Below are 23,794 nucleotides of genomic sequence, written 5' to 3' on the forward strand. Positions count from 1 at the left end.
TCAATTTAATGAATTGTTTCAAGTTCTAAGTAAAGACGATTTAATTCATTGTCTAGGGCATCTACTGTTCTTATTTTATTTTCGATCTCGACTTGAGCAGCATCGATTTGTTCTTGTTTACCTTCTTCACTGCGGAGGAGTTTAAAGTTCTCTGCATTTTGCTTTTCTTCTTTTAAGTATACTAAATCTTGCTTGTTTTGTACTAACAAATTTTTTACCTCTTCAATTCTAGCGGTGATGGTATCTTTTCTATATTTGGCATTATTCTGCGATTGAATTCTCTTTTCGATTTCTTGCTGAATACGATCTTGGTTTGCCTCTTTTTGTTGGATTTCCACTTGAGCGTTACCAAACTGTGTTTCTTTATTTCGTTCGTCTAAAATCGCTTGTTTTGATTGTTGGATGTATTTTAAAATTCCTATACCAATAAATACAAAAGTCAATAATACACCAAGATAAAAATAGCTCTTTTTTAAACCTAGAATTGTAGCCGATTTTGTCGTAGCAACATCTTCGGTATAAGCTGATTTTTTTTCAGTGCTTTCGTCAGCTGTTTTATAAAACAGCTGCTGCAGTTCCGGAAAAGTTGCCGCTGGTTTCCATGCGACCATTCCATTAGACCAAACTAAAGTTTCTTTCAAAACAAGCTGAAATTGTAATTGCTCAATTGTGAAAGGGCCTGCATTTTCACCTCCGTTATTGATATAATATGTCTTCATTTTTAAGGTACTAGAGTAAATGTTTAACGATAATTTATGGTTGCAAAAATAGTATTCTTATAGTTCATATTGGGCATTATATACTTTAAAATCAATTTTTATTAAAATAACTAATTGTGTATATATGCAGGTTTTTAGCCCTAACTGAAGTGGAATTCCTTTTCTATACAAATGTATTTTATCTTGACTTAAAAGAACGACTGTAAGAAGCTCCTTTTAAGGCTTAGAATAAAACATTTTTAAAGAAAAGAATGTAGTGGAGGCTAGGAATAGCTCCAAATTAAAGAAAAAAAAGGCTATCCAAAATTGTGGATAGCCTTAAATTAAGTGATTATTTTATTGTTGTTGTAAAAACAAATAACCTGCTTTTCGTTTAAGATTGATACCCGATCTGTACTTGATCACATAGAAATAAGTTCCTGATGGGAGCTTATCATCTTTAGAAATAGTCACCCTACCTTCAGAGTATCCTCTAAAGTAGTTGTTCCTTGTTCCGTAGCCTTTAGTCTCGTAAACTAGGACACCCCAACGGTTGTAGATTTCGACTGTGTTTTCAGGGAATTCAAAAATCCTACCTAAAACAAGTACGTCATTTTTACCATCAGAATTTGAAGAAACAAAATTAAATACCTCAATCTCATCATCAGGGATGTTAGGGTTAAAATTCCCTACTTCAAGATAATCAGGGATGCCATTTGCGTTAGCATCGATAGCATCGCTCGGGTTTCCATCACCGTTAGGATCTGCACCTTCTCTTCGAGTTGTTATACCATCACCATCGTCATCTGTATCTAGATAATCAGGAATTCCATCATTATCAGTATCGTCTGGTCCGTTTCCGTCTCTATTAGGATCTAATTCATAGATGGTAAATACGCCATCATTATCATCGTCAGTATCGCGGTAATCAGGTTGGTCCGTTAGATCAGTATTGTTAGTATCTAAACTACCATTTCTAAGTCCGTTATTCACTACAAAACCGTCTGTGGTATTGCTTCCTTCAAAACTATCATTAAGTCCGTCATGATCAGCATCATTTCCTGAAAGGAATAAATCAGGTATACCATCGTGGTTTTTATCAAATGCTTCTATGGTGTCTGTAATACCATCATTATCTGAGTCATCATCAAGATAATCTGGTAAATCGGTTCCATCAGTGTTTTCTGGTGTGATTCCAATTGTAGTTCCTTTTTCGTAGGCATCGTCAAGACCGTTTAGATTAGCATCGATTCCAGTAGGAGCGATGTAAGCTTCTGTTGATTGTCCTTCGACGTTGTCAGGAATTCCATCATTATCCGCATCAATGTCAAGGCTATCGACAAACCCGTCCCCATCACTATCGTTAATGCCTTCAACAGTATCTAATATACCATCGTTGTCGTCGTCAATATCGATGATATCAGCCACACCATCAGCATCTGTATCTAGATAACTACTAGTAGGATCTTCAAAGTCGCCATCACCATCAATGTCTATATTGGTACTGTCATTAGTATCATCAGAATCTTCTGAAACCGCAACATTTGAAGACGGAATCATTGCGGTGGCAATAGCACTATTATCCACAAAGCCCATTATTAAATCTTCTGCAGTTACAATATGTTGTGCTGTTGTTGCAAATGATGCACCAGGACTCAAAGTGCTTTTTGTCGCTGAGCTTGTAAAGGTTGCATTAGCATCTTGAATAACCACATTTAACAAAGTCACTGTTCCTGTATTTTTTACTGTGATAGTGTACGTTAAAATATCTCCAAGATTAGTAAATCGAGGCGTAGTCGTTACCTTAGTAAGGTCCATTGTGGCTGTTTGCGGAATAGCAGTTACAGTTGCATCATCAGGATTTCCGTTTCCATTGGTATCTACATTTGCTGGATTATTAGGATCATCAGATAAATCACTTACGGCATTTCCTTTAGGGTCTGTAGCATTTGCAGTGGCAGAATTTGTAACACTAGCAGCATCTAAATCATTTTGAGTGATCGTATGCAAGGCAGTTAGGAATACTTTTTGTCCAGGTTCTAATTTTGCAAAGTTGGCCGGTAGTACACTTGCATTATCAGCATTTGGATCTACAACAGCTACATTAGTAAGCGTAACATTACCTGTATTTGTTAGCGTTAAGTTGTACAGAATTACTTCGCCTACTTCATCCCATAAACCGTCAGGAGCTGTGGTTACTGTTTTTGTAAGCGCTAATTTTGGTTTTTGGACCATTGCAGTTACAGTTACATCGTCAGGATCGCCATCAGCATTTGCATCAATATTGGTAGGATTAGTTGGGTCATCAGAAATATCTAAAACCGTGTTACCTAACTTGTCTCTACTACTTACTGTCGCTGAGTTGTTTACTAATCCAGCATTTAAGTCAGTTTGTGTAATAGTATGTGTAGCCAATACAGTTGTAGATTGCCCTGGAGCAAGTGCAGTTGTTATTTGTGGCACAATACTACCGCTATCTGCATTAGCATCAGTTACTCTTACAGCTGTTAATGTGGTACTACCTGTGTTAGTAACTACCATATTATAAGTGATTTTTTCACCCACTGTGTCATAAGGACCATCTGCAGCTACTAGTGCTGTTTTTGTAATGTTGATTTTGCCTTGCACAGGGAAGGTAGTCACTGTTGCATCATCAGGATTTCCGTCGTTATTATTATCTAGGTTTGCAGCATTTTCAGGATCGTCAGAAGTATCTCTTACCGTGTTTCCGTTAGGGTCTTGACCGCTAACATTGGCTGAGTTTGTTATTTGTCCAGCGTCTAAATCTGCTTGTTTAATGATGTAAAGAGCAGTAAAAGTAGTCGCATCTTTTTGGCTTGGAGCCAAATCAATTGCGTTTCCAGTTACCGTAACTAGAGGATCAGTGATTAAAATGTTATTAATCGAAAGATTTCCAGTGTTGGTCACTTCAAATACATAGCTAATGGTTTCATTTAAATCAGCAAAACCGTTTGCATTTAAGTCATTAAATGTTGCTGTTTTAGTTAATGATAAAGAAGCTTTTCCTGTTAGCGAACTCACAGTAGGATCATCTGGATCACCATCACCATTTAAATCAATATCATTAGGATTGTCGGGATCGTCAGAGAAATCACTCACATCAGTTACAACTGTTCCATCACGATCTTGACCTGCTGCAATAGCTGAGTTCGAAATTGAACCTGAATCGATATCTGATTGTTTGATAGTATAAATAGCAGTAAAAGTAGTGTCATCAATTTGTGCCGGACTTAAGTCAATAGGACCTCCTACAACTGGAACTATTGGGTCAGTAATCGTCACGTTAAATACAGTTACATTACCGTTATTACGAATATCAAACTTGTAGTTGATTGTTTCGTTTGCTTGCGGTAGTCCATTACCATTCTCGTCATTGAATGTCGCTGTTTTAAACAATGACAACTGCGATTCTCTAGCTAGAGTAGTGGTAGTATCATCGTTTTTAGCAGACGTTGTTGGATCATCTGATTTGTCAGAAACGGTATTGCCCATTGGATCTTTACCAGAAGCAGTGGCAGTATTAATTACATATCCTAAATCTACATCCTCTTGCGTTAAAACATAAGCAGCTTTAAAAGTGGTTGTATTTCTTGCCTGAGGTAATAAAGTAATAGGTCCTCCAGTCACTGTTACACGTGCATCAGTTACCGTTATACCAGATACTGTTACATTTCCGCTATTAGACACATCAAATTGGTATCTAATTGTTTCCCCTGCTTGTGCAAGTCCATCACTATTGGCATCAATAAAAATACCAGTTTTAGTAATGGTCAATTGTGGTTTAGTTGCTAATGGCGTTACGGTCGTATCATCTGGTTCTCCATCTCCATTAATATCATTATTTGTGGCGTTAGTAGGATCATCTGAAGTATCTGATACCGTATTTCCTTTAGGATCTTTAGCATTCACAGTTGCAGCATTTACAATACTACCCGCATCAATGTTCGCTTGAGTAATTGTATAGTTTGCAAAGAAAGTTGTGCTGTTATTCTGTCCGGGTAACAGTGAGATAGGACCACCGCTAACAGTTACTAATGGATCAGTTACTATCACATTAGAAAGAGACACATTTCCAGTATTACTTACTTTGAAATTGTATGTGATGGTCTCATTTAATTGTGGTAATCCATCATTATTTTCATCGTTAAAAGTAGCTGTTTTTTCTAATGACAACGATGGTTTTTGTGTAACAAGAGTGACAGTTGCATCATCTGGATCACCATCTGCATTTGCATCATCATCATTAGTATTATTTGGATCATCAGAGATATCAGTAATGGTATTTCCAAAAGGATCTTTTGACGTTACCGATGCACTATTTGTTACTCCTCCAGAATTGATATCTGCAAGTGTCAAAGTGTGGTTAGCATTTACAACTGCGCTAGCTCCAGGTGCAATTGTAGCAATTACAGCAGGAAGTATGCTTCCATTATCTGCATTAGTATCAGTAACAATTACGTTTGTAAGAGTCAAGTTTCCTGTGTTTGTCACTGTCAATTTGTAATTGATAGCTTCCCCTACAGTGTCATAAGCTCCATCAGCTGGTGCTAAAGCTACTTTAATTAAGCTAATAATTCCTTTTCCAGGGAGAGGAGTTACCGTAGCGTCATCAGGCTCACCATTACCATTAATGTCTTGATTGGTGCCATTGTTAGGATCATCAGAGGTGTCTTTAACAATAGCCCCATTCGGACTCACACCAGATGCGATTGCAGTATTAGTTACCTTACCGGCATCTATATCACTTTGTTTGATTGTGTATGATGCAGTAAAAGTAGTTGTATCATTTTGAGTAGGGTTCAATGTAATTGGACCACCACTTACAATTACTAATGCATCGGTTATAGTGATGTTGCTAACCGTTACGTTTCCAATGTTTTTTACATCAAACGTATATGTTATTTGTTCGCCTACTTGTGCAATTCCATCTGCATTTCGATCATTGAAAATTCCTGTTTTGCTAACAGATAATTTTGGGTTCGCTTTTAACTTCGTGACCGTTTTATCATCAGGGTGTCCATCACCATTAGTATCAACATTACTAGGATTAGTAGGGTCATCAGATAAAGCTGTAACCGCATCTCCGCTAGGATCTTTTGCTGTAGCTGTTGCACTATTTACAACAGTACCCAGATTGATATCATTTAAGGTTAGTGTGTACGAACCTTTGAAAGTAGCAAGATCTGATTTATTAGGAAGTAAAGTGATAGGTCCTCCAGAAATAGTAATTAACGGATCTGTGATTTTAATATCATTTAAGGTTACATTTCCATTGTTTTTTACATTGAATATATAATCAATTGTTTCACCTACCTCAGGGAAGCCGTTGCCATTTTCATCTTTAAATACCGATGTTTTTAGTAAGGTCAACTGTGCATCTTGAGTCAGTTTTGTCACAGTAGCATCGTTATCAGCTATTGTTGAAGGATCATCAGATGCATCTGTAATAGTGCTACCATCAGGAGCTTTTCCCGAAGCTGTAGCTGTATTTACCACGGGACCATTATTTACGTCGGCTTGCGATAGGGTATAGATGGCAGTAAAAGTGCTACTGTTGGTTTGACCTGGGATTAGCTTAATTGGTCCACCAATCACAGCTGTTAATAGATCGCTAATTGTAATACCGCTCGTCGTTACATTTCCAGTGTTGGTCACATCAAAAGTGTATTCGATTTTCTCGCCAGCTTGTGCTAGTCCATCACTATTAGCGTCAATAAATACACCAGATTTTTTCAATGTTAATTCAGGTTTAGAGACTATTGTAAAAATAGTGCTATCATCTGGATTTCCATTTCCATTGGTATCTGCATTCGTGTTGTCTTTCGGATCATCGGAGATATCACTAATTTCATTTCCTTTTGGATCTACCGCAGTTACAATTGCTGAGTTAGTCAAACTACCTGCATCAATAACCCCTTGGGTTAAAGTGTAAGTTCCAAAGAAAGTAGTTGCATCTGTTACAGCTGGAGCTAAATTAATAGGACCTCCATTTACTGTAATTAGTGGATCTGTTATTTGGATTCCTGTCAAGTTTACATTTCCTGTATTTGCAACTTTGAAACGGTAAGTAACTGTCTCATTGAGCTGAGTGATACCATCACCATTTTCATCATTAAATTGGAATGTTTTCTCTAAAGCAATTACTGGTTTTTGGACTATAATCGTTCTTGTAGCATCATTTGCAGCTGCGGTAGTAGGATCATCAGAGCTATCTGTTACGATAGTATCACAAGGGTCGAAAGCCGTTCCTATAGCAGAGTTGTCTACAAAACCAGCGTCTAAATCAGCTTGAGTAATGGTGTGCGAAGCTGTAAATACAACACTGCTAAAGGCTGCAACCGCAGGTACTGTAAGTGGACTAATGCTGTTAGCATCTGCGTTTACATCCGTCACTGACAAATTGTTCAATGCTACTTCATTTGGATTTTCAACTGTAATTTGGTAATTAATAACCTCTCCAAGACTATCGTAAGCACCATCTGTTGCAGCTAGAGTAGTTTTAGTCACTATTAATTTAGCTTCAGGACTTACAGTAACAGTGTATGTGTATTCGGCACCTGTACATCCTTTTATAGACTCGGGTGTAATTTTATAAATAACCGTTTGAACAACTCCCGTAGTATTTATTAATGTGTCTGTAATTGTAGCGTTACTACTAACAGTAGTTGTTGCACCACTTATATTAGGATTATTTACAGCCGCCCACTTAAAGTTTGCTCCTGCAACGTTAACATCAGCATTTAAATCATGGTTCAACGGAATGTTGCTACAGATAGTTGCTGTAGGCATTATTGCTACAAAAGGTTCGGGGTTTACAGTAACTGTGATGTCAAATGTAGGACCTTCACATCCTTTATTGTTGAAAGGAGTTACAGTGTATTTTACAGTTTGAACAACTCCTGTTTTATTTATTAAAATGTCATTCAATAATGTTCCGCTGCTATTGTTTTCACCAGTTACATTAGGGTTGTCAATGACAGACCATTGAAAAGTAGGGTTGACCAATGGTGTTACCGTTTTTAAATCATAGTTTACAGGTAAATTACTACAGACAGTTCTGGTTTTATTGGAAATAACCAATGTTGAAGTTACGTCAATTTGGTAAGTATAAACGTAAACGTCACTATTTCCGGCACAGTCAGTGTAGGTGAATGTATATATTTTAGTTCCATCACATACCGGACTCGCACTTTCAGTAACAACTGGAACGATTGTTTTACCGCAATTATCGATAACGGTAGGAGCGGTAGGTTGTACGGCCTTAGAAATATCATTTACCGTCGAACCCGCATTAGCCGGAACAACTGGTTTAGTTGTCAAGTCGATTGTGTAGGTATAAGTGTAAACAGATACATTAGAAGCACAATTAGTATACGTAAATGTATATACTTTAGTTCCTTCACAAGTAGGATCAGTCGACTCTGTGATTACAGGAATTATGTCGTTTCCACATTGATCAGTAACTGTTGGCGTAGCAGGTTGTACTGCATCAGCAAGACATTCTACAGTCGAACCAGCATCAGCAGGAACAATTGGTTTAGTAGTCAAGTCGATTGTGTAGGTATAAGTATATACCGAAACATTCGACGCACAATCCGTATAGGTATAAGTGTAGACTTTAGTTCCTTCACAAGTTGGATCAGCCGAAGCAGTGATTACAGGAGTAAGGGTATTTCCACATTGATCAGTCACTGCTGGCGTAGCAGGTTGCACGGCATCAACAATACATTCTACCGACGAACCAGTATCAGCAGGAACAACTGGTTTAATGGTCAAGTCGATTGTGTAGGTATAAGTATAAACCGAAACATTCGAAGCACAGTCAGTATAAGTAAAAGTGTATACTTTAGTTCCTTCACAAGCAGGATCAGTTGATTCTGTGATTACTGGAGTAAGTGTATTTCCACATTGATCAGTAACTATTGGAGCAGCAGGTTGTACTGTATCAGCAAGACATTCTACAGTCGAACCCGCATTAGCCGGAACAACTGGTTTAGTTGTCAAGTCGATTGTATACGTATAGGTATAAACCGAAACATTCGAAGCACAATCAGTGTAGGTAAATGTATATACTTTAGTTCCTTCACAAGTAGGATCAGTCGACTCTGTGATTACAGGAATTATGTCGTTTCCACATTGATCAGTCACTGTTGGCGTAGCAGGTTGCACTGCACCAGCAAGACATTCAATAGTCGAACCAGCATCAGCAGGTACCACAGGAACAGTTGTTTTGTCAATGGTGTAAACATATTTCCAATTTGAAACCAAACCGGAACAATCTGTAAACGTGTAGTTGTATGTTCTTGTTCCTTCGCAAGTTAATGTAGAAGGATCATCTACTGTTGAAACTAAGACAGCAGTTATATCTGTTCCACAAATATCTTTAATTCCAGCTGGAGGAGTAGGAGGAGTAGCATCATCACTACACTCTACAGTACTTGTTCCATTTGCTGGCACAGTTGCAGGAGGGGTTGTACGATCAATAATATAGGTATAATTATATGTAGCAACATTCCCGCCACAATCTGTGTATTCGAAAGTATATGTTTTAGTTCCTTCACAACTTTGGTCTCCCGTTGCAGTTGATGTTTTTACAGGTAGTATGGAGATACCTTGATAATCCAAAACTATTGGAGCTTCAGGTTCAATTATTTCCGCAGCGCATTCCACGATAATTTCATCATCTTCTGGGACTTCTATTTGAGAATAAACAGTCACTACATATTTGTAGCTGTCTATGATTGTACCTGTGGGATTTGAAACTGTGATGTTGTATTGCACAGTTTGATCCACACCACTTGTATTTATTAATTGATCGTCAATTTCAGTAGTTGATTGTGAACTTGTGCTTAAACCAGTAATTTCATCATTTGGAACTGCTAACCAACTGAATGTCGCTCCTGTATACGGACCATCAGTTATTAAATTGTGGCTTAGAGTTATATTACTACAGATAGCATCTGTTGGATGTATGGTTACGCTTTTCGTAGCATTAGCAGTAGTATTAGTAAGTGGGTTTATTTTAGGCTTTCCAGTTGCTGTTACTGTATTAGTTATGTCAGTTTGATTTGTGATGTCGGCAGTAGTAACTGTGTAAGTTGCAGTCCAAATACCTGTTTCTCCAGGTGCTAAAGTTTCAATTTCATTATCAGTAATATCGTCATCTGTACCAGTTGTACTTTGAAGAGCAGGCGTTGATAACGTGCCAGTACCGTTGTGTATGTCGCTTATCGATATAGCATCGATAGTTATGTTTCCGTCATTGGTTACCTCGTAGATATACGTTAAAACTTGAGCGTTAGCTACATTTGAATCGTCGTTTACTGTTTTTGTAATAGATAAAGAAGGTGTAGCTACTAGCGGAGTTACTGTTGGGTCATCCATATCATTATTCGGATTGTTTGGATCGTCAGTGATATCTGTTACACTTGCTGGTGTGGTGTCTAGAGCTGAGGCTGTGGCTCTATTTGTGACTTTTCCATTATCTAAATCAATTTGCGTTATGATGTGCGTAGCGATAAATGTGGCTGTCTCAGAAGGATCAATGCTGTCCACACGGTTATCAGCCTGATTTGTATCTTCTCCAGTAGTTGAATCTAATATTATCGTATCGGCATTTGGATCAACAATGTTCAAGTCTGTTAAGGTGATTGTACCTGTACTTTGTACAAAAATTTTATAAATAATAACTTGACCAACGGTGTTCAGCACAGTACCTGCAGGAGTAACATCTTCTTTAGTGGCTACAAGTCTTCCTACTTCAGGTACGGATACAACAGTTGCATCATTTGGAGCGAGTGTGGCAGGGTCATCAGATTGGTCAGAAACTACTGTGCCATTAGCAGGAATTGTACCAGTAACAGTAGCTATGTTACTTACTCTACCAGCGTTAAAATCACCTTGGACTATCGTGTGTTTTGCGGTAAATATGTAAGAGGCTCCTTGTGCTAGACTAGCAAGCGTTGCAGGGGTAATGCTTCCAGTATTAGCATTTGAATCCGTTATTACTATATTGTTTAGGGTAACATTACCTGTATTTTTGACATATAGCTCATAGTTTATAATTTCGCCTAGACTATCATAAAGTCCGTCATCAGCTGGATCAGCTATTTTTTCTAAAAGTAGTTTTCCAGTTTGAACTATAGGGGTAATTGTTGGATCATCACTATTACTACTTAAATCATCTGGATCATCTGAAATATCAGATATTTCAAAACCATTTGACAGTGTTGCCTTAGCAGTAGCCTGATTAGTCACCTTTCCAGCATCAATATTCGCTTGCGTTATTTTATGGGTTGCTGTAAATGTTGCAGATGCTCCTACAGCTAACGTAGCTACAGAGATAGGACTAATACTTCCTGCATCAGCTTTCGGGTCTGTAATGGTTATGTTGTTTAATACGGTATCGCCAGTATTTTTAACAATAATCGAATATTTGATGAGTTCACCCAGTGTATCATAGTTTCCATCTGTTGCTGGCAAAGAAGTTTTGGTAACTTCCATTGAACTATTGGTAATATTTATTGGTTCAGTATGATCATCGAGTTGTACAGCTGCTTCGGCTATATCTTGAGTATTTGAGACTGTGTTTATCACTGTGGAACTAGCACTAACTTCATTAACTTTGGCAGTAATAAAAATATTGAAAACTTGACCAGATGTCATCGTTCCCACATTCCAGTTAGGAGCATTCCAAGTTCCTCGTACAGCTGTAGCAGATACAAATGAAAGTTCGGCTGGTAACAAGTCATTAATCACAAGATTTGTGACTGGATTTACACCTAAACTTTTTACACTTACTTTAAAAATGATAGTGTCGCCTTCAATAACATCGCTTTTATCGACTGTTTTCGTAAGAACGATTTCGGGGTCGCAATTGTAAGCGGATAATATTGATGAATCGTATGTACATCCCCCTTTGGTTACTTTGACGTAAAAATCACCAGGAGATACTGGAGTATATGAGCTAGAAGTTGCACCAGGAATTATTGCTCCGTCTTTGTACCACTGATATGCATCAAAAGAATCTGACGTCTCTTTTATATCGGATCAAGGTAAACAACCACCACCTGTAATTGCTAAGTCTACGACTGGTACAGTATCAAAACCTGAAAAATAGCCAGCAATACCTGCGTTACTATTTACACCAATAAAACCCACTGCAATAGGACCAGTTGATTGTACAGATACATTACCCGTTAAGTTGGAGACAAAAAATGATTTCCAAGGGAGTCCTGAAGCGTTTATAGGTGCTGGTAAAGCAACTATTCCTGAACCATCTGTTACAATGATATTTTCATTTGGAGTTGCCGTAGAAGCAAGAATTGTAATTCCACCAGTAAAATTTAGATTGTCTACATCTCTAATATCTGGGATATTACTCAAATTATCAGGTAGTAAACAGTTAACTGGGGCAATAAAATTAAGTCCAATAGTTTGAATTCCGCTAGAACCAGCTAAACATTGATATGCATAAGCTTCCTTTGAGGTGATTACAGTCATGTTGGCTCCAATATTCCCTGAAGAATAGTTACTCCCTGGAATTTCAAAATATTCACCATCATTTATTGTAGCTATAGGTGTAGTCGAACCGTTTACAAAAATATCAGTTCCGTTTTGAGTTCCTATTATTATAGGAAATTCAGTCTCGTTAGTTCCGTTTCCGCGCACAAAGACATAATCACGACCTACAATGTTTTGAGGTACGGGCTGATCTATGGCTGCATCTCTTGAACCGCTTCCGGTTCGTATTCCTACGTTCAATCCACCATTACTAATAGCAATCTTTTTATCAGCTGTTATCGTCGCGCCTAACCAACCGTCAATGTTGGCGTTAGTTTGGTTTTTTAAAGCTTCAACAACATACGATTGCCCTGCATTTAAAGTGATTTCTATTGTGTTACTAGTAATCCCTCCAGCAGCATTGCCTAATCTAAATTCACAATCTGGGTCGTAACCACTTATGGTGACAGAAGTATTGTCTTCTGTTGCCATTATTCCTAAAGTAGTGGTTAGATTACCATTATTAGCTCTATTAGGTATACCTCCCCATTTGAATTTTAGTCCTAGTGCTTGTCGTCCCTTAGAAGTTAGCGACGTTGCTTGAGCTGATGAACGCCCTCTGTAATTCACATAAAATTTTTGACCACCAGGTGCAAAGAAGCGCAAACCACTATTGCTTAATACTGTTCCGGTATTTGCATTTGTAACCAATGTGATGTTATTGTCGCCATCTGCCAAATCGTATCTTCCTGGAGATCCGTTAGAAACAATTACAGTTGCAATAGGTACAGTTCCTGTACCTTGAAAAATTTGCACAGGAAAAGCGATTGCCTCTGGAGATGACAAATAAAATGCTTGTTGTCTTATTGCTTGATTATTGTTTATCTGCTTTAATGGTGGCAAATAATGCAAATCACTTAATTGTGAGTATGCAGTATGGACAAAAAGAAATAATAGTAATGTTAAAAGAGAGTATTTCTTTATCATATAAGTGATTTAATTTTATTGACGAAAATTTTAAAATGCTAATATTTCCTTAAAATACAATAAAAATATCATACTTTAAAACATTATAGATCAAAGGTAAGTATTTTCAGTTAAAATAATTTAACAAGACTTTATGAATTCACGATTGTTCTACAGATTGCCGCGCATTTCTTAAAAGGAAACCACAGTAAGTCATATAACTTAAATTCCAAAACATAAACGAATCTAAAATTCTATTTTGTAAGATTTTATGAAACATTTTCAAGATTATAATGAATCGATAGTTTATTAGGACTTGTACTTTACCTTTAATAAAAAATAGAATTGAAACCTATAAATAAACTATTATGAGCACTAAAAATTTATTTAGCGATGAGGCTAAACAGAAGATAAAAGATCTAGCAACCGAAATTGATTTTGCAATGTTTGCAAGTGGATTAAAGGAATACCCAATACATATGGTACCAATGAGTACTAAAAAAGTAGACGATGAAGGTTTGATTTGGTTTTTAAGTAATAGAAATAGCCAGCATAACCAAAACATCAATTTAAATAGTGCAATGCATTTAGTGTATTCTGATGCAAGCAAAATGAAATTTTTAAATGTATTTGGTCAAGCAAGTATTACAACCAACTTCGAAATTATAAAAGAACTATATAAGAGCACAGATGATGCTTGGTTTGATGGTGTAAATGACCCCAACATTACTGCGATTTCTGTACGTCCTGATCAGGCATTCTACTGGGATCCTAAAAATAACACTCTTGTCACTTTACTTAAAATGGGAATGGGAGCAATTACTGGCGATGAACCAGACTTGATGGATCAAGGAGAATTGAATATATAATAAAAAAAGCATCAATTAATTGATGCTTTTTTTATGCTTTAAAAATACCAACAGCATGGTTTAAACGATTATCTGTTCAAAATTCTATATCTTGAGGATTAGATGTAGTCTTTAAAATTACACAATTTGATCAAGCCGCTGGTATGTAATCATTCTATTTTATCATTTGTAATTGTTCCATTAACTATTCTAAACAAAGATAATGGGTTGTCATTTTGCAGTGCTTTGGGTAGTTTACTGTGTGGGAAATCTTGAAAACATACTGGTCTAACAAAGCGTTTTATTGCTCCCGTACCTACAGATGTAGAGTTGGATGCTGTTGTTGCTGGAAAAGGACCGCCATGAACCATAGAGTGACAAACTTCTACCCCAGTAGGATATCCGTTAACTAATACTCTACCCACTTTCAATTCTAAAATATCAAATAACTCACTGTAATTTTCGAAATCTTCATCAGTACCAAAAATTGTTGCTGTTAAGTGTCCTTGTAAATTTCGAGCAGCCTCTAATATTTGTTCTTTCGAATTAGATTCTATGATGATACTTGAGGGTCCAAAATTTTCTTCTGCTAAAAAAGCTTCTCGCTGATAATTTTCAACCGTAGTTTTAAACAACCTTACAGTTGAATTATTTACAGCCACTTCTTCAATTCCTACAGCAATTTCTTCTACCTCTTGTACCGTTTGTAATTTTGTTAACCCGCGCTCATAAGCAATTTTAATGCTTGGGGTTAACATAGTACCTGAATCAGTATTTGTTACTTTTTGTTTTAAAGTTTGATAAAATTGTTCTATTCCAGATCCGTTTTCGATAAAAGAAATGCCAGGACTCGTACAAAATTGTCCTACACCCATAGCTATAGATGTGACCAATCCTTCGGCTATTATGGCTGCTTTTTCTTTTAATGCCCCTGGCAAAATGAAAACAGGATTGGTACTTCCCATTTCGGCAAAAACCGGAATTGGTTCTGGTCGTTGATTAGCGTAATCAAACAATGCTTTTCCTCCATTAAAAGATCCTGTGAATCCTACTGCTTTAATATCTTTATGTTTAACTAATGCTTCTCCTAAACTTCTTGTATTTCCTTGTAATAAAGTAAATACTCCTTCTGGCATATTGCATGTAGCGACTGCTTTTAAGATTGCATCTGCAATTAAGGCTGATGTATGTGGATGTGCTTCATGACCTTTTACAATCACTGGACATCCAGAAGCTAGTGCCGAAGCAGTATCGCCACCAGCCGTTGAAAACGCTAAAGGAAAATTACTAGCACCAAAAACAGCCACAGGTCCAAGCGGAATTAAAATATGTCTAATGTCAGATTTAGGTAAGGGAACTCTATCAGTAATGGCAGTGTCTATGCGGGCATCTACCCACGATCCTTCACGCACCACCGAGGCAAATAATTTCAATTGATTGACTGTTCGTCCTCGTTCACCTTGAAGTCTTCCTACTGGCAATCCTGTTTCTTGATTACATACCGTAATTAATTCGTCGCCAAGATTGATAATTTCTTCAGCAATTTGCTCTAAAAAATTAGCAATAGTTTCTTTATCTTTTTTTCGGTAACTTGCAAATGCTAAAGTCGCTTTTGCAACAGCATCGTTTAATTCTTCGATAGAAGTATTTTTAAATTGCTTCTCTAAAGACTCATTTGTAGTGGGATTGATAGCTTGAAAATAGGTTGTCGTATTCATTTTAATTAAAACTTTTCTGGTTTTCCAAATTGGTTTACCAAAAATAAGCATAATTTTAGCTTTATATACTACAAAACGACTACTATTTAATAGGAAGCATTTTTGTGAGCTTCTTATTTGATTAAATAAACCTACTCAGTTCTTTCCAATTTAATCAATTATAAAATGAAAGGATCTTGCTAGTACATTATTATGCTGTAATAATAGTCCTTTTAACAATTATTAAAATACTGTAATAAGTAGTTTCAATACTATAAAATGAATTATGGTATAGCTAATTAAATTTACATTGATTAATAAATGGACATCAAAACATTAAATCAATGTTTTAAAACTTCTTGCAAGTCTTTAATAACTAGATTTATATAAATTAACAACTATGTTTAAGGTAGGACAAAAAGTAAGACAGGAATTTGGAGTTCAAACTATGGAAATAATAGGGTTTGAAGAAGATCTAATTGAGAATGTGATTACGCAATGGGAAGATGAAATAGGGAACGTGCTTACAGGGAAATTTAGTGACACGCAACTAAATGTTGTTGAAGACGAGAGCTTAACTGTAGTGGATACAAACAATAACTAACTAGAAGCTGGCGTATGCACAGCTAAATATAATAACCAAAATTTTGTGATGAGTAAAACAGTAATAGTTTCTAACAGATTACCAGTAGATTTAAAATTTGAAAAAGAGGAATTAATTGTAAAATCTAGTACGGGAGGGCTGGCGACAGGTATGAAGTCAGTTCACTCAGAGGGCAACGGCATATGGATTGGTTGGTCAGGCTTAGCCAAAGAAAACCTTTCTACACAACAAGAGGAGCAAGTTATAGAGGCACTAGCTGCAGAAAAATGTATTCAAGTTCCTTTAAGTGAAAAGGATATCGAACTTTATTACTACGGTTTCAGTAATATGGCTTTATGGCCTTTATTTCATTATTTTCAAGCCTATACAGAGTTTGAGTTAACACAATGGGAATCTTATGTAGAAGTTAACCAAAAATTTGCAGATGTAGTTTTAGAGCATGTAAACGATGGCGATACTGTGTGGGTTCACGATTACCAATTATTATTATTACCAGAATTATTAAGAAAGAAGAATCCAAATATTACCATCGGTTTCTTTTTACATATTCCTTACCCATCTTACGAACTTTTTAGAACATGTCCTTGGCGAAATGAATTATTACAAGGTATGTTGGGAGCTGATTTAGTTGGTTTTCATACCTACGATTACGCAAGGCATTTTATTAGTTCTGTTAGTCGCATAAAAGATGTCGAAATTAACTTCAATGAAATTTCTTTTGGTAATCGAATTATCAAAGTAGATTCATTTCCAATGGGGATAGATTACGACAAATATCATAACGCTGCATTAGATCATGATAAATATCCTGAAGAAAGCAAATCTGAATTAATGAAAAATTTAGATTTTCACAATAAATCTAATGAAGAAAGTAAATTAATACTTTCCATCGATAGGATGGATTATACCAAAGGAATTCCTAATAGGATTAAATCTTTCGAATATTTCCTAAACAAATATCCTGAGTACAAGGGGAAGGTAAGATTAGTGATGCTAGCGGTACCTTCGAGAGAAAATGTGCCCCAATATCAAAAATTAAAAAGAGAAACTGACGAACTTGTAGGACGTATTAATGGTGATTTGTCAACAATAAGTTGGACACCTATATGGTATTTCTACAGATCACTACCATTTGATGATTTGATTGATTTGTATGTTTCATCTGATGTCGCTATGGTGACCCCAATTAGAGATGGAATGAATCTTGTAGCGAAAGAGTATGTCGCTACTCGTACAAAGGAGAATGGTGTTTTAATTCTTAGTGAAATGGCAGGTGTGGCAAAGGAAATGCACGAAGCACTGATAGTGAATCCAAACAATTTTGATCAAACGGCAGACAGTATCAAGAATGCTCTAGAAATGCCTCAAGAGGAACAAAAAACAAGAATTCAAGCATTGCAGAAAAGAATTTCACGTTACACTGTGGAGCGCTGGGCAAAAGAATTTTTGAAATCTCTAGAAGCTGCAGGCAAAATTGTTCCTGTACCGGTAGCCAAAGAAATGGATGAAGCAACAAGAGCTGAAATTGCAGAAAAATACAAAGCGTCTGCTAAAAGATTGCTGCTCCTTGATTACGACGGAACTCTAGTTGGGTTCAAAAACAATCCTAGTGATGCGATTCCTACACAAGAAATTTATGATTTATTAGATAAAATTGCTGAGGATCCCAATACAGAAATTGCGATAATTAGTGGTCGCGACCGCAAGACATTAGAGGGTTGGTTCGGTCATAAAGAATTGACTTTAGTTACAGATCATGGCGCTTGGTTACGCAAAAATGGCGGAGAGTGGACTACTCTCGATCAACTAAAAACGAGTTGGAAAGAAAACATTCGTCCCGTGATTGAATCTTTCACAGATAGTACTCCGGGAACGCTTATCGAAGAAAAAGAATACTCACTTGCATGGCATTACCGTAAGGCAGATCCTGAAATGGCGGCTTTACGTACCATGGAACTGAAACATGTGTTGAAGAGTTTATTATTTAATAATACTTTGTCTTTATTAGAAGGTAACAAAGTACTTGAAGTTAAGAATAGTAATATAAATAAAGGGAGAGCAGCTTCAAGAATTATTTCGAATGATAAATACGATTTCATTTTTGCAATAGGGGATGACTGGACTGACGAATTTATGTTTGAAGAGCTACCTGACTCAGCTCACACAGTTAAAGTAGGTAACGTCAAAACAGCAGCTCAGTATTATATTAAAAGTAACAATGATGTACTTGACTTATTAAAAAGCATTACTTCAAAATAACAATTTATATGTAAGATTATTTAACGCATTTGAAAACGCAATTATTGCTGTTTCTAAATGCGTTTTTTTTGTGAAAATCATATAATTAGCAACTATAATCTTGTAATTTAATCCAGGGTTTGCAGCCGTATATTTACTCTAGGTGTTTAAAAAAATAATTATGACTAGGCTAGAAAATAAATTGGCAAAAATTGATAATAATCCGCAACAAACGGCAAAATTAGCAGGCTTGAGATACTTTAGTAATGCTACAAAAGGTTATTTCAGATTTAAAAACGGAAAGAATTTTATATATAAAGATGAATATGGAGAGAATGTATCTGATATTGAACTATTAGATCGATTTAAAAAAATGGTGCTCCCGCCAGCTTGGGAAAAAGTATGGATCTCTCCTTACGAAAATTCGCATTTACAAGCAACTGGAATTGATGCCAAAGGTCGAAAACAATACCGTTACCATGCAAACTGGAACAAGCTACGCAACCAATCCAAGTTTTATCGTCTTCGTCAATTTGCTAAGGTTTTACCAAAAATTAGAACACAGTTAGAGAAAGATTTAAATAAAAAGGGTATGCCTTATGAAAAGGTTATAGCCTTAGTTATTAAATTAATCGAAGTTACCAATATCAGGATTGGGAATGAAGCATATAAAAAATTATATGGTTCTTTTGGTTTGACTACACTACAAGACAAGCATGCAAAAATTGGAAAGGGATTAATCTCATTTGAATTTAAAGGTAAAAAGGGAGTTAAACATAAAATCACACTAAAAGATAAACGACTAATGCGTCTCGTAAAAAGGTGTAGAGACATTCCGGGGCAGGAGTTGTTTCAGTACTATGATGATAATGGAGCACACCACACTGTAGGTTCAGCGGATATTAATGGTTATATAAAAGAATGTACAGGGATGGATTTTACTGCTAAAGATTTTAGGTGTTGGTCCGGTAGTTTGAATGCTCTGAGCTGTTTTTTAGAACAAGAAAAACCGCTTTCGGCAAATGATTGCAAGAAAAAAATAATTAGTGTTCTTGATGACGTATCGGCAAAACTAGGAAATACACGAACTGTATGTAAAAAGTATTATGTACATCCTACTGTTATTGCTTCTTTTGAAAGTGGTTCTATCTGGAAGTACCAACCTAAACGCACTACAAACAGCAGTAAATTGAACGCTGAGGAGAAAGCCTTAATAAAATTATTATCAAGTGAAAAAATTGCAGAAGTTTTAGCCTAATTAATGGTAACAGTATAGTTTAAAAAAAAGCTCTAAAGTTAAATAGTTAACTTTAGAGCTTTTTACTTTTATGGTAATCCCGACTTTAAGCCGTTCTTAAACCTTCACATTTATATACTTCTCGGCGCAATCCACTACTAGAAAATCTGTGGTCACGTTTATTGTAGATCGTGACGATATTACTTTTTTCGCAGTATTCTCTTCCTGTAAAGTTAACGTCTCTATATTCTTCTCCAATAATTCTAACATCGATTTGTAGCGCTCTTAAAATATCTTCTAAATCCTGCTCAGTAGTATAAGGAATGATTTCATCAACAAATTTACAAGCTTTTAGTTGGATGTATCTTTCCACTACTGATTGAGTAGGTTTGTTTTTTTCAGGTCGGTCAATTGTGGGATCAGTTTGTAAACCTACAATTAAATAGTCACAGTGCATTTTTGCTTCTTCTAACATTCTTACGTGTCCTGCATGTAATAAATCAAATGCGCTAAATGTAATTCCTCTTTTTGTAATCAAGTCCATAATATATCTGTTTTGTTTGTTTTGAATATTTACGAATGCATTCTTAATAGGATGCATTCAAAAGTTTTTTGTTTTCAGTATATTCAAAATTAGTATTTTGACTCAGGTTTATTTTATACTATTATCATTAGATATTATAGAATTTTTCTTGCATGTTTTATAATCGAATAAAATTAAATAGTTTAGAAACAGAAAATAAAAAAAGCCGCATTTCTCAATGCGGCTTTCTATTCTATGATAAAAAATTATTCTCTTCCTATGGCGTCAAGAACACCATCTTCGTCACTCACATTAGATAAGTTGATTGCTGTTTCAATTAGTGCTAAATGAGAATACGCTTGCGGAAAGTTTCCTAACAATCGTTTTGTTTCAAAATCGATGTCTTCACTAAATAATCCTAAATGATTGCTGTAAGTAAGTAATTGTTTGAATAATTTTTTAGCTTTTTTAGCCTCTCCAATTTTGTATAAACTATTAATGAACCAAAAAGTACAGATCGTAAATGATGATGATGGTAAACCAAAATCATCTTTATTTTTGTAACGATATAGTAAACCATCATTGCTAAGATCTCTTTCTATAGCATGTACTGTAGCCACATATTTAGGGTTCATTGCATCAATAAAACCATAATTTTCCATTAATAACACTGAGGTGTCTAAGTCCGGCGAACCATAAGATTGGGTAAAGGCTTGAACATCTTCATTCCAAGCATTTTGTAAAATATCATTTTTAATTTCTTCGGCAAGTGGTTCCCATTTTAAAGCATTAGATTTTTTGCCTAGAATATTTGCTACTTTTATAGCGCGATCAATGGCGGTCCAGCATAGTACTTTCGAAAAAGTAAAATGACGCTCCTCAGTTCTAAATTCCCAAATTCCTTTATCTGGTTCTTGCCAGTGTTTTTCAACAACCCAAACTATACCTTTAGTGATGTTCCAGAGCTCCTCACCATTTTCAGTATCGTTGTTAAAAGTGATTAACTGCTGGTGAATTACATCCATCAAGATACCGTAAATATCATTTTGGCGTTGTGAATAGGCTGCATTTCCTATACGTACAGGTTTACTGCCCATATAACCACTCAAGTGATCAAGAGTTTGCTCTGTCAGCTTTTTTTCTTTATTTATACCATACATTATTTGCAGTTTCTCATCCTTATCCGGAATCAAATCTACAATGAACTGTAGGTAATTCTTAGCCATTTTTTTATGACCAAGCTCAGAGACAACTTTTACGACCATTGAAGCATCACGAATCCAGCAAAATCTATAATCCCAGTTACGAACTTCCCCAATTGTTTCCGGTAATGAAGTTGTTGCTGCTGCTAGAACAGCTCCAGTTTTTTCGTAACTTAATAATTTTAATGTAATTGCACTTCGAATAATTTCTTTATTGAATTTACTATACTTAGTAGTCTTATCTGACCAGCCCAACCAATACGTTTTTGTACGTTCGAATTCTAAATTGATTTTCGGAAGCGTTGGATTTAAAATTTTTTCATTGTATGCTAGAAGTATATAGCCATCTCCATTTAAAGTAATTTCCTTTGCGTCCTTGAGATCATTAAGATCAAAACAGCTGTATAAAAATAAAGAGTCAAATTTCTCTGAGTTGCTTAAACTAATAATGTGATCGTCCTTCACATAAGTTACAGTTTCTCCGGTAGCATATTCTAATTTAGGATTGTAAGCTATTTTAAATTTAGGAGTACCGCTGAGCTTTCTAAAATACCTGATAATTTCAGGTGGAATCATATAACCGCCATTTTCCTTGCGGTATCTTGGCATAAAATCATTTATTTCAAAAGCATCAATACCGTTGTCAAAAGTGGTAACTAAGATACTTGTATTTTCAAGGTATTGCTGTGAGATTTTATAATCTTCTGTAGTATGTATTTCAAAACTTCCTCCAATTTTTGAATCTAATATTTTTCCAAATACAGATGAGGAGTCAAATTCAGGTAAACAAAGCCACTCGATTGCACCAATATCTGATATTAATGCTGCGCTACGACAATTACCTACTATTCCGTAATTTAAGTTATTCATAAAAGTATTTTTTTGTTCTACATGATTATTTACCTAAATTAAGGAATCATTGCACGCGAGCCAAGATATGTGTGCCAAAAAAATATTAATTATTTATGATTATGTTTCTCAACGAAGATTTTGCCAATAATGCAATTAACAGTTTAATTTACTAGCTATTTTTAATCTATTCAAAAACAGAGGTTAGTGTGTGTACATAAAAAAGATAATTGCTGCTTTACTCTTTTATGAAACTCCTAATAGAATTTAAAAAATCGATAGTTATTGGCTTTACTTGAAAGGATGTTACATTAGGATCGCTATTTGCTTTATCCAGATCAGCTTGATCTATGGTAGATGATATAACAAATACTTGGCAGCTTGATTTTAATTGTTCAGGAAAAGAATGATAAGCAATTAAAAATTCAAAGCCCGACATCAAAGGCATATATATATCTACAAAGATAATTTCGGGTAATAAGTCCGGACTATTTTGATTTTCAGTTAAATAATTTAATGCTTCAGTTGCATTTGAAAAAGGCAAAATTGCAGCAGCAAAGTTATTCTTTTTTATCAAGCGCGAAGTGATGTATAAGTCAATTGCATTGTCATCAATCGTCATCACTTTTTTGAATTTAGCACTTACATCCTCAATCATATTTAAAGTTTTTTAATCGGATCAGTAAAGTTGTTCCTTGTCCTAGATTTGATGTAATTTGGATATTTCCATGCAGTTTTTCTACTGTTTCTTTCACTATGTATAGCCCAATTCCTGATCCTTCTGCCTCTCCCGGTAATCGAAAAAACATTTCAAATACTTTTTCGTGAAATTCTGGAGCGATTCCAACACCATTGTCTTCTATTGTCAGGACTAATTCGGCATCATTACAGGAAACACTTATTTTGATAAATCTTTTACGCACTGCTGGATTATGATATTTTACGGCATTCGAAATTATATTTTCAAGAATGGTAGTAAAACGCAATGCGTCAGAATGGAAATTGGTGGCTATATCATTTTTAACTTCAAAATGAATTCCTTTTGCTTGTTTATTATTTTCAGTGGAGCGAACAACTGAAGTGATAATTTGCAGGATCTTAATTTCTTCAATGAAAATTTCGGTTCTATTATTTCGAGAATAATTAAGGATATTTTTGATAAAATCATCAAGTCGATTAATACTTGTTTTAATCATCAGCGCATGCTCTAAAGTATCTGCTTCTTCGGTTTCATCCTCAATGATGGAAAGTAATCCCAGAACAGAAGTTAGTGGTGATCTCAAATCGTGCGACACGCTGTAGACAAAGCGATCCAATTCAGCGTTTGCCTTAATTAATTCGTCGTTTGTCGCTACTAGTTCTGCTGCGCGGTTTTCTTTTTCATCGTTTTGAAAAGCGAGTTCTTTATT

Annotated in this window: 12 protein-coding genes; 4 read left to right on the forward strand and 8 right to left on the reverse strand. The window is 35.7% G+C overall.

Translation table 11 applies throughout. From position 1 onward, the window contains the following. Positions 1-5: 5 nt before the first annotated feature. The 3 genes from H603_RS0112870 to H603_RS17160 all read right to left on the reverse strand — a co-directional run bounded on the left by H603_RS0112870 (position 6) and on the right by H603_RS17160 (position 13,208). Positions 6-719, reverse strand: a complete 714-nt coding sequence (locus H603_RS0112870) for a GYF domain-containing protein (RefSeq protein ID WP_026708992.1) — start codon at positions 717-719, stop codon at positions 6-8. 336 nt (positions 720-1,055) lie between these two features. Further along, the gene (locus tag H603_RS16850) at positions 1,056-11,762 is read right to left on the reverse strand and encodes a DUF7507 domain-containing protein (RefSeq protein ID WP_316930300.1); all 10,707 of its coding nucleotides are present in this window, start codon (positions 11,760-11,762) and stop codon (positions 1,056-1,058) included. Positions 11,763-11,768: 6 nt separating this feature from the next. After that, complete coding sequence (locus tag H603_RS17160; protein ID WP_157510448.1) at positions 11,769-13,208, reverse strand: IgGFc-binding protein; 1,440 nt, start codon at positions 13,206-13,208, stop codon at positions 11,769-11,771. A 347-nt stretch (positions 13,209-13,555) separates the two neighbouring features. Here H603_RS17160 and H603_RS0112880 point away from each other — a divergent pair, with 347 nt between their 5' ends. Further along, on the forward strand, positions 13,556-14,056 hold the full coding sequence (locus H603_RS0112880; protein ID WP_026708993.1) for a pyridoxamine 5'-phosphate oxidase family protein: 501 nt from the start codon (positions 13,556-13,558) through the stop codon (positions 14,054-14,056). 149 nt (positions 14,057-14,205) lie between these two features. On the opposite strand, the gene H603_RS0112885 is transcribed toward H603_RS0112880, so the two are convergent. Next, positions 14,206-15,753 carry an aldehyde dehydrogenase (NADP(+)) gene (locus H603_RS0112885; protein WP_035676111.1) on the reverse strand — a complete coding sequence of 516 codons (1,548 nt, stop codon included), beginning with the start codon at positions 15,751-15,753 and terminating at the stop codon, positions 14,206-14,208. A gap of 379 nt (positions 15,754-16,132) precedes the next feature. Between H603_RS0112885 and H603_RS0112890 the strand changes: the two genes are divergently transcribed. The 3 genes from H603_RS0112890 to H603_RS0112900 all read left to right on the forward strand — a co-directional run bounded on the left by H603_RS0112890 (position 16,133) and on the right by H603_RS0112900 (position 19,832). Next, positions 16,133-16,336, forward strand: coding sequence for a hypothetical protein (locus tag H603_RS0112890; protein ID WP_026708995.1), 204 nt, complete (start codon positions 16,133-16,135; stop codon positions 16,334-16,336). Between the two features lie 48 nt (positions 16,337-16,384). After that, complete coding sequence (locus tag H603_RS0112895; protein WP_026708996.1) at positions 16,385-18,595, forward strand: bifunctional alpha,alpha-trehalose-phosphate synthase (UDP-forming)/trehalose-phosphatase; 2,211 nt, start codon at positions 16,385-16,387, stop codon at positions 18,593-18,595. A 160-nt stretch (positions 18,596-18,755) separates the two neighbouring features. Further along, complete coding sequence (locus tag H603_RS0112900) at positions 18,756-19,832, forward strand: DNA topoisomerase IB (RefSeq protein WP_026708997.1); 1,077 nt, start codon at positions 18,756-18,758, stop codon at positions 19,830-19,832. Positions 19,833-19,917: 85 nt separating this feature from the next. Here H603_RS0112900 and H603_RS0112905 read toward each other — a convergent pair whose 3' ends face one another. From H603_RS0112905 to H603_RS17565, 4 genes are all read right to left on the reverse strand, one after another. Further along, on the reverse strand, positions 19,918-20,355 hold the full coding sequence (locus tag H603_RS0112905) for an adenylyltransferase/cytidyltransferase family protein (RefSeq protein WP_026708998.1): 438 nt from the start codon (positions 20,353-20,355) through the stop codon (positions 19,918-19,920). Between the two features lie 245 nt (positions 20,356-20,600). Beyond that, the gene (locus tag H603_RS0112910; RefSeq protein ID WP_026708999.1) at positions 20,601-22,406 is read right to left on the reverse strand and encodes a glycoside hydrolase family 15 protein; all 1,806 of its coding nucleotides are present in this window, start codon (positions 22,404-22,406) and stop codon (positions 20,601-20,603) included. Positions 22,407-22,623: 217 nt separating this feature from the next. Then, a complete protein-coding gene (locus H603_RS16855) occupies positions 22,624-23,043 on the reverse strand; it encodes a response regulator (RefSeq protein ID WP_051219323.1) in 420 nt (139 codons plus the stop codon). Continuing rightward, a partial coding sequence (locus H603_RS17565) for a sensor histidine kinase (RefSeq protein ID WP_169628298.1) occupies positions 23,036-23,794 on the reverse strand: 759 nt, incomplete at its 5' end. The genes H603_RS17565 and H603_RS16855, both read right to left, overlap by 8 nt.

The organism is Flavobacterium frigidarium DSM 17623 (genome assembly GCF_000425505.1).
GTDB classification, from domain to species: domain Bacteria; phylum Bacteroidota; class Bacteroidia; order Flavobacteriales; family Flavobacteriaceae; genus Flavobacterium; species Flavobacterium frigidarium.

What these genes read in the sequence shown, in the direction of transcription:
- H603_RS0112870 (WP_026708992.1), bottom strand. Translation starts at nt 719, where the DNA reads ATGAAGACATATTATATCAATAACGGAGGTGAAAATGCAGGCCCTTTC.
- H603_RS0112910 (WP_026708999.1), bottom strand. Translation starts at nt 22,406, where the DNA reads ATGAATAACTTAAATTACGGAATAGTAGGTAATTGTCGTAGCGCAGCA.
- H603_RS17160 (WP_157510448.1), bottom strand. Translation starts at nt 13,208, where the DNA reads ATGATAAAGAAATACTCTCTTTTAACATTACTATTATTTCTTTTTGTC.
- H603_RS0112890 (WP_026708995.1), top strand. Translation starts at nt 16,133, where the DNA reads ATGTTTAAGGTAGGACAAAAAGTAAGACAGGAATTTGGAGTTCAAACT.
- H603_RS0112895 (WP_026708996.1), top strand. Translation starts at nt 16,385, where the DNA reads ATGAGTAAAACAGTAATAGTTTCTAACAGATTACCAGTAGATTTAAAA.
- H603_RS0112900 (WP_026708997.1), top strand. Translation starts at nt 18,756, where the DNA reads ATGACTAGGCTAGAAAATAAATTGGCAAAAATTGATAATAATCCGCAA.
- H603_RS0112885 (WP_035676111.1), bottom strand. Translation starts at nt 15,753, where the DNA reads ATGAATACGACAACCTATTTTCAAGCTATCAATCCCACTACAAATGAG.
- H603_RS16855 (WP_051219323.1), bottom strand. Translation starts at nt 23,043, where the DNA reads ATGATTGAGGATGTAAGTGCTAAATTCAAAAAAGTGATGACGATTGAT.
- H603_RS0112880 (WP_026708993.1), top strand. Translation starts at nt 13,556, where the DNA reads ATGAGCACTAAAAATTTATTTAGCGATGAGGCTAAACAGAAGATAAAA.
- H603_RS0112905 (WP_026708998.1), bottom strand. Translation starts at nt 20,355, where the DNA reads ATGGACTTGATTACAAAAAGAGGAATTACATTTAGCGCATTTGATTTA.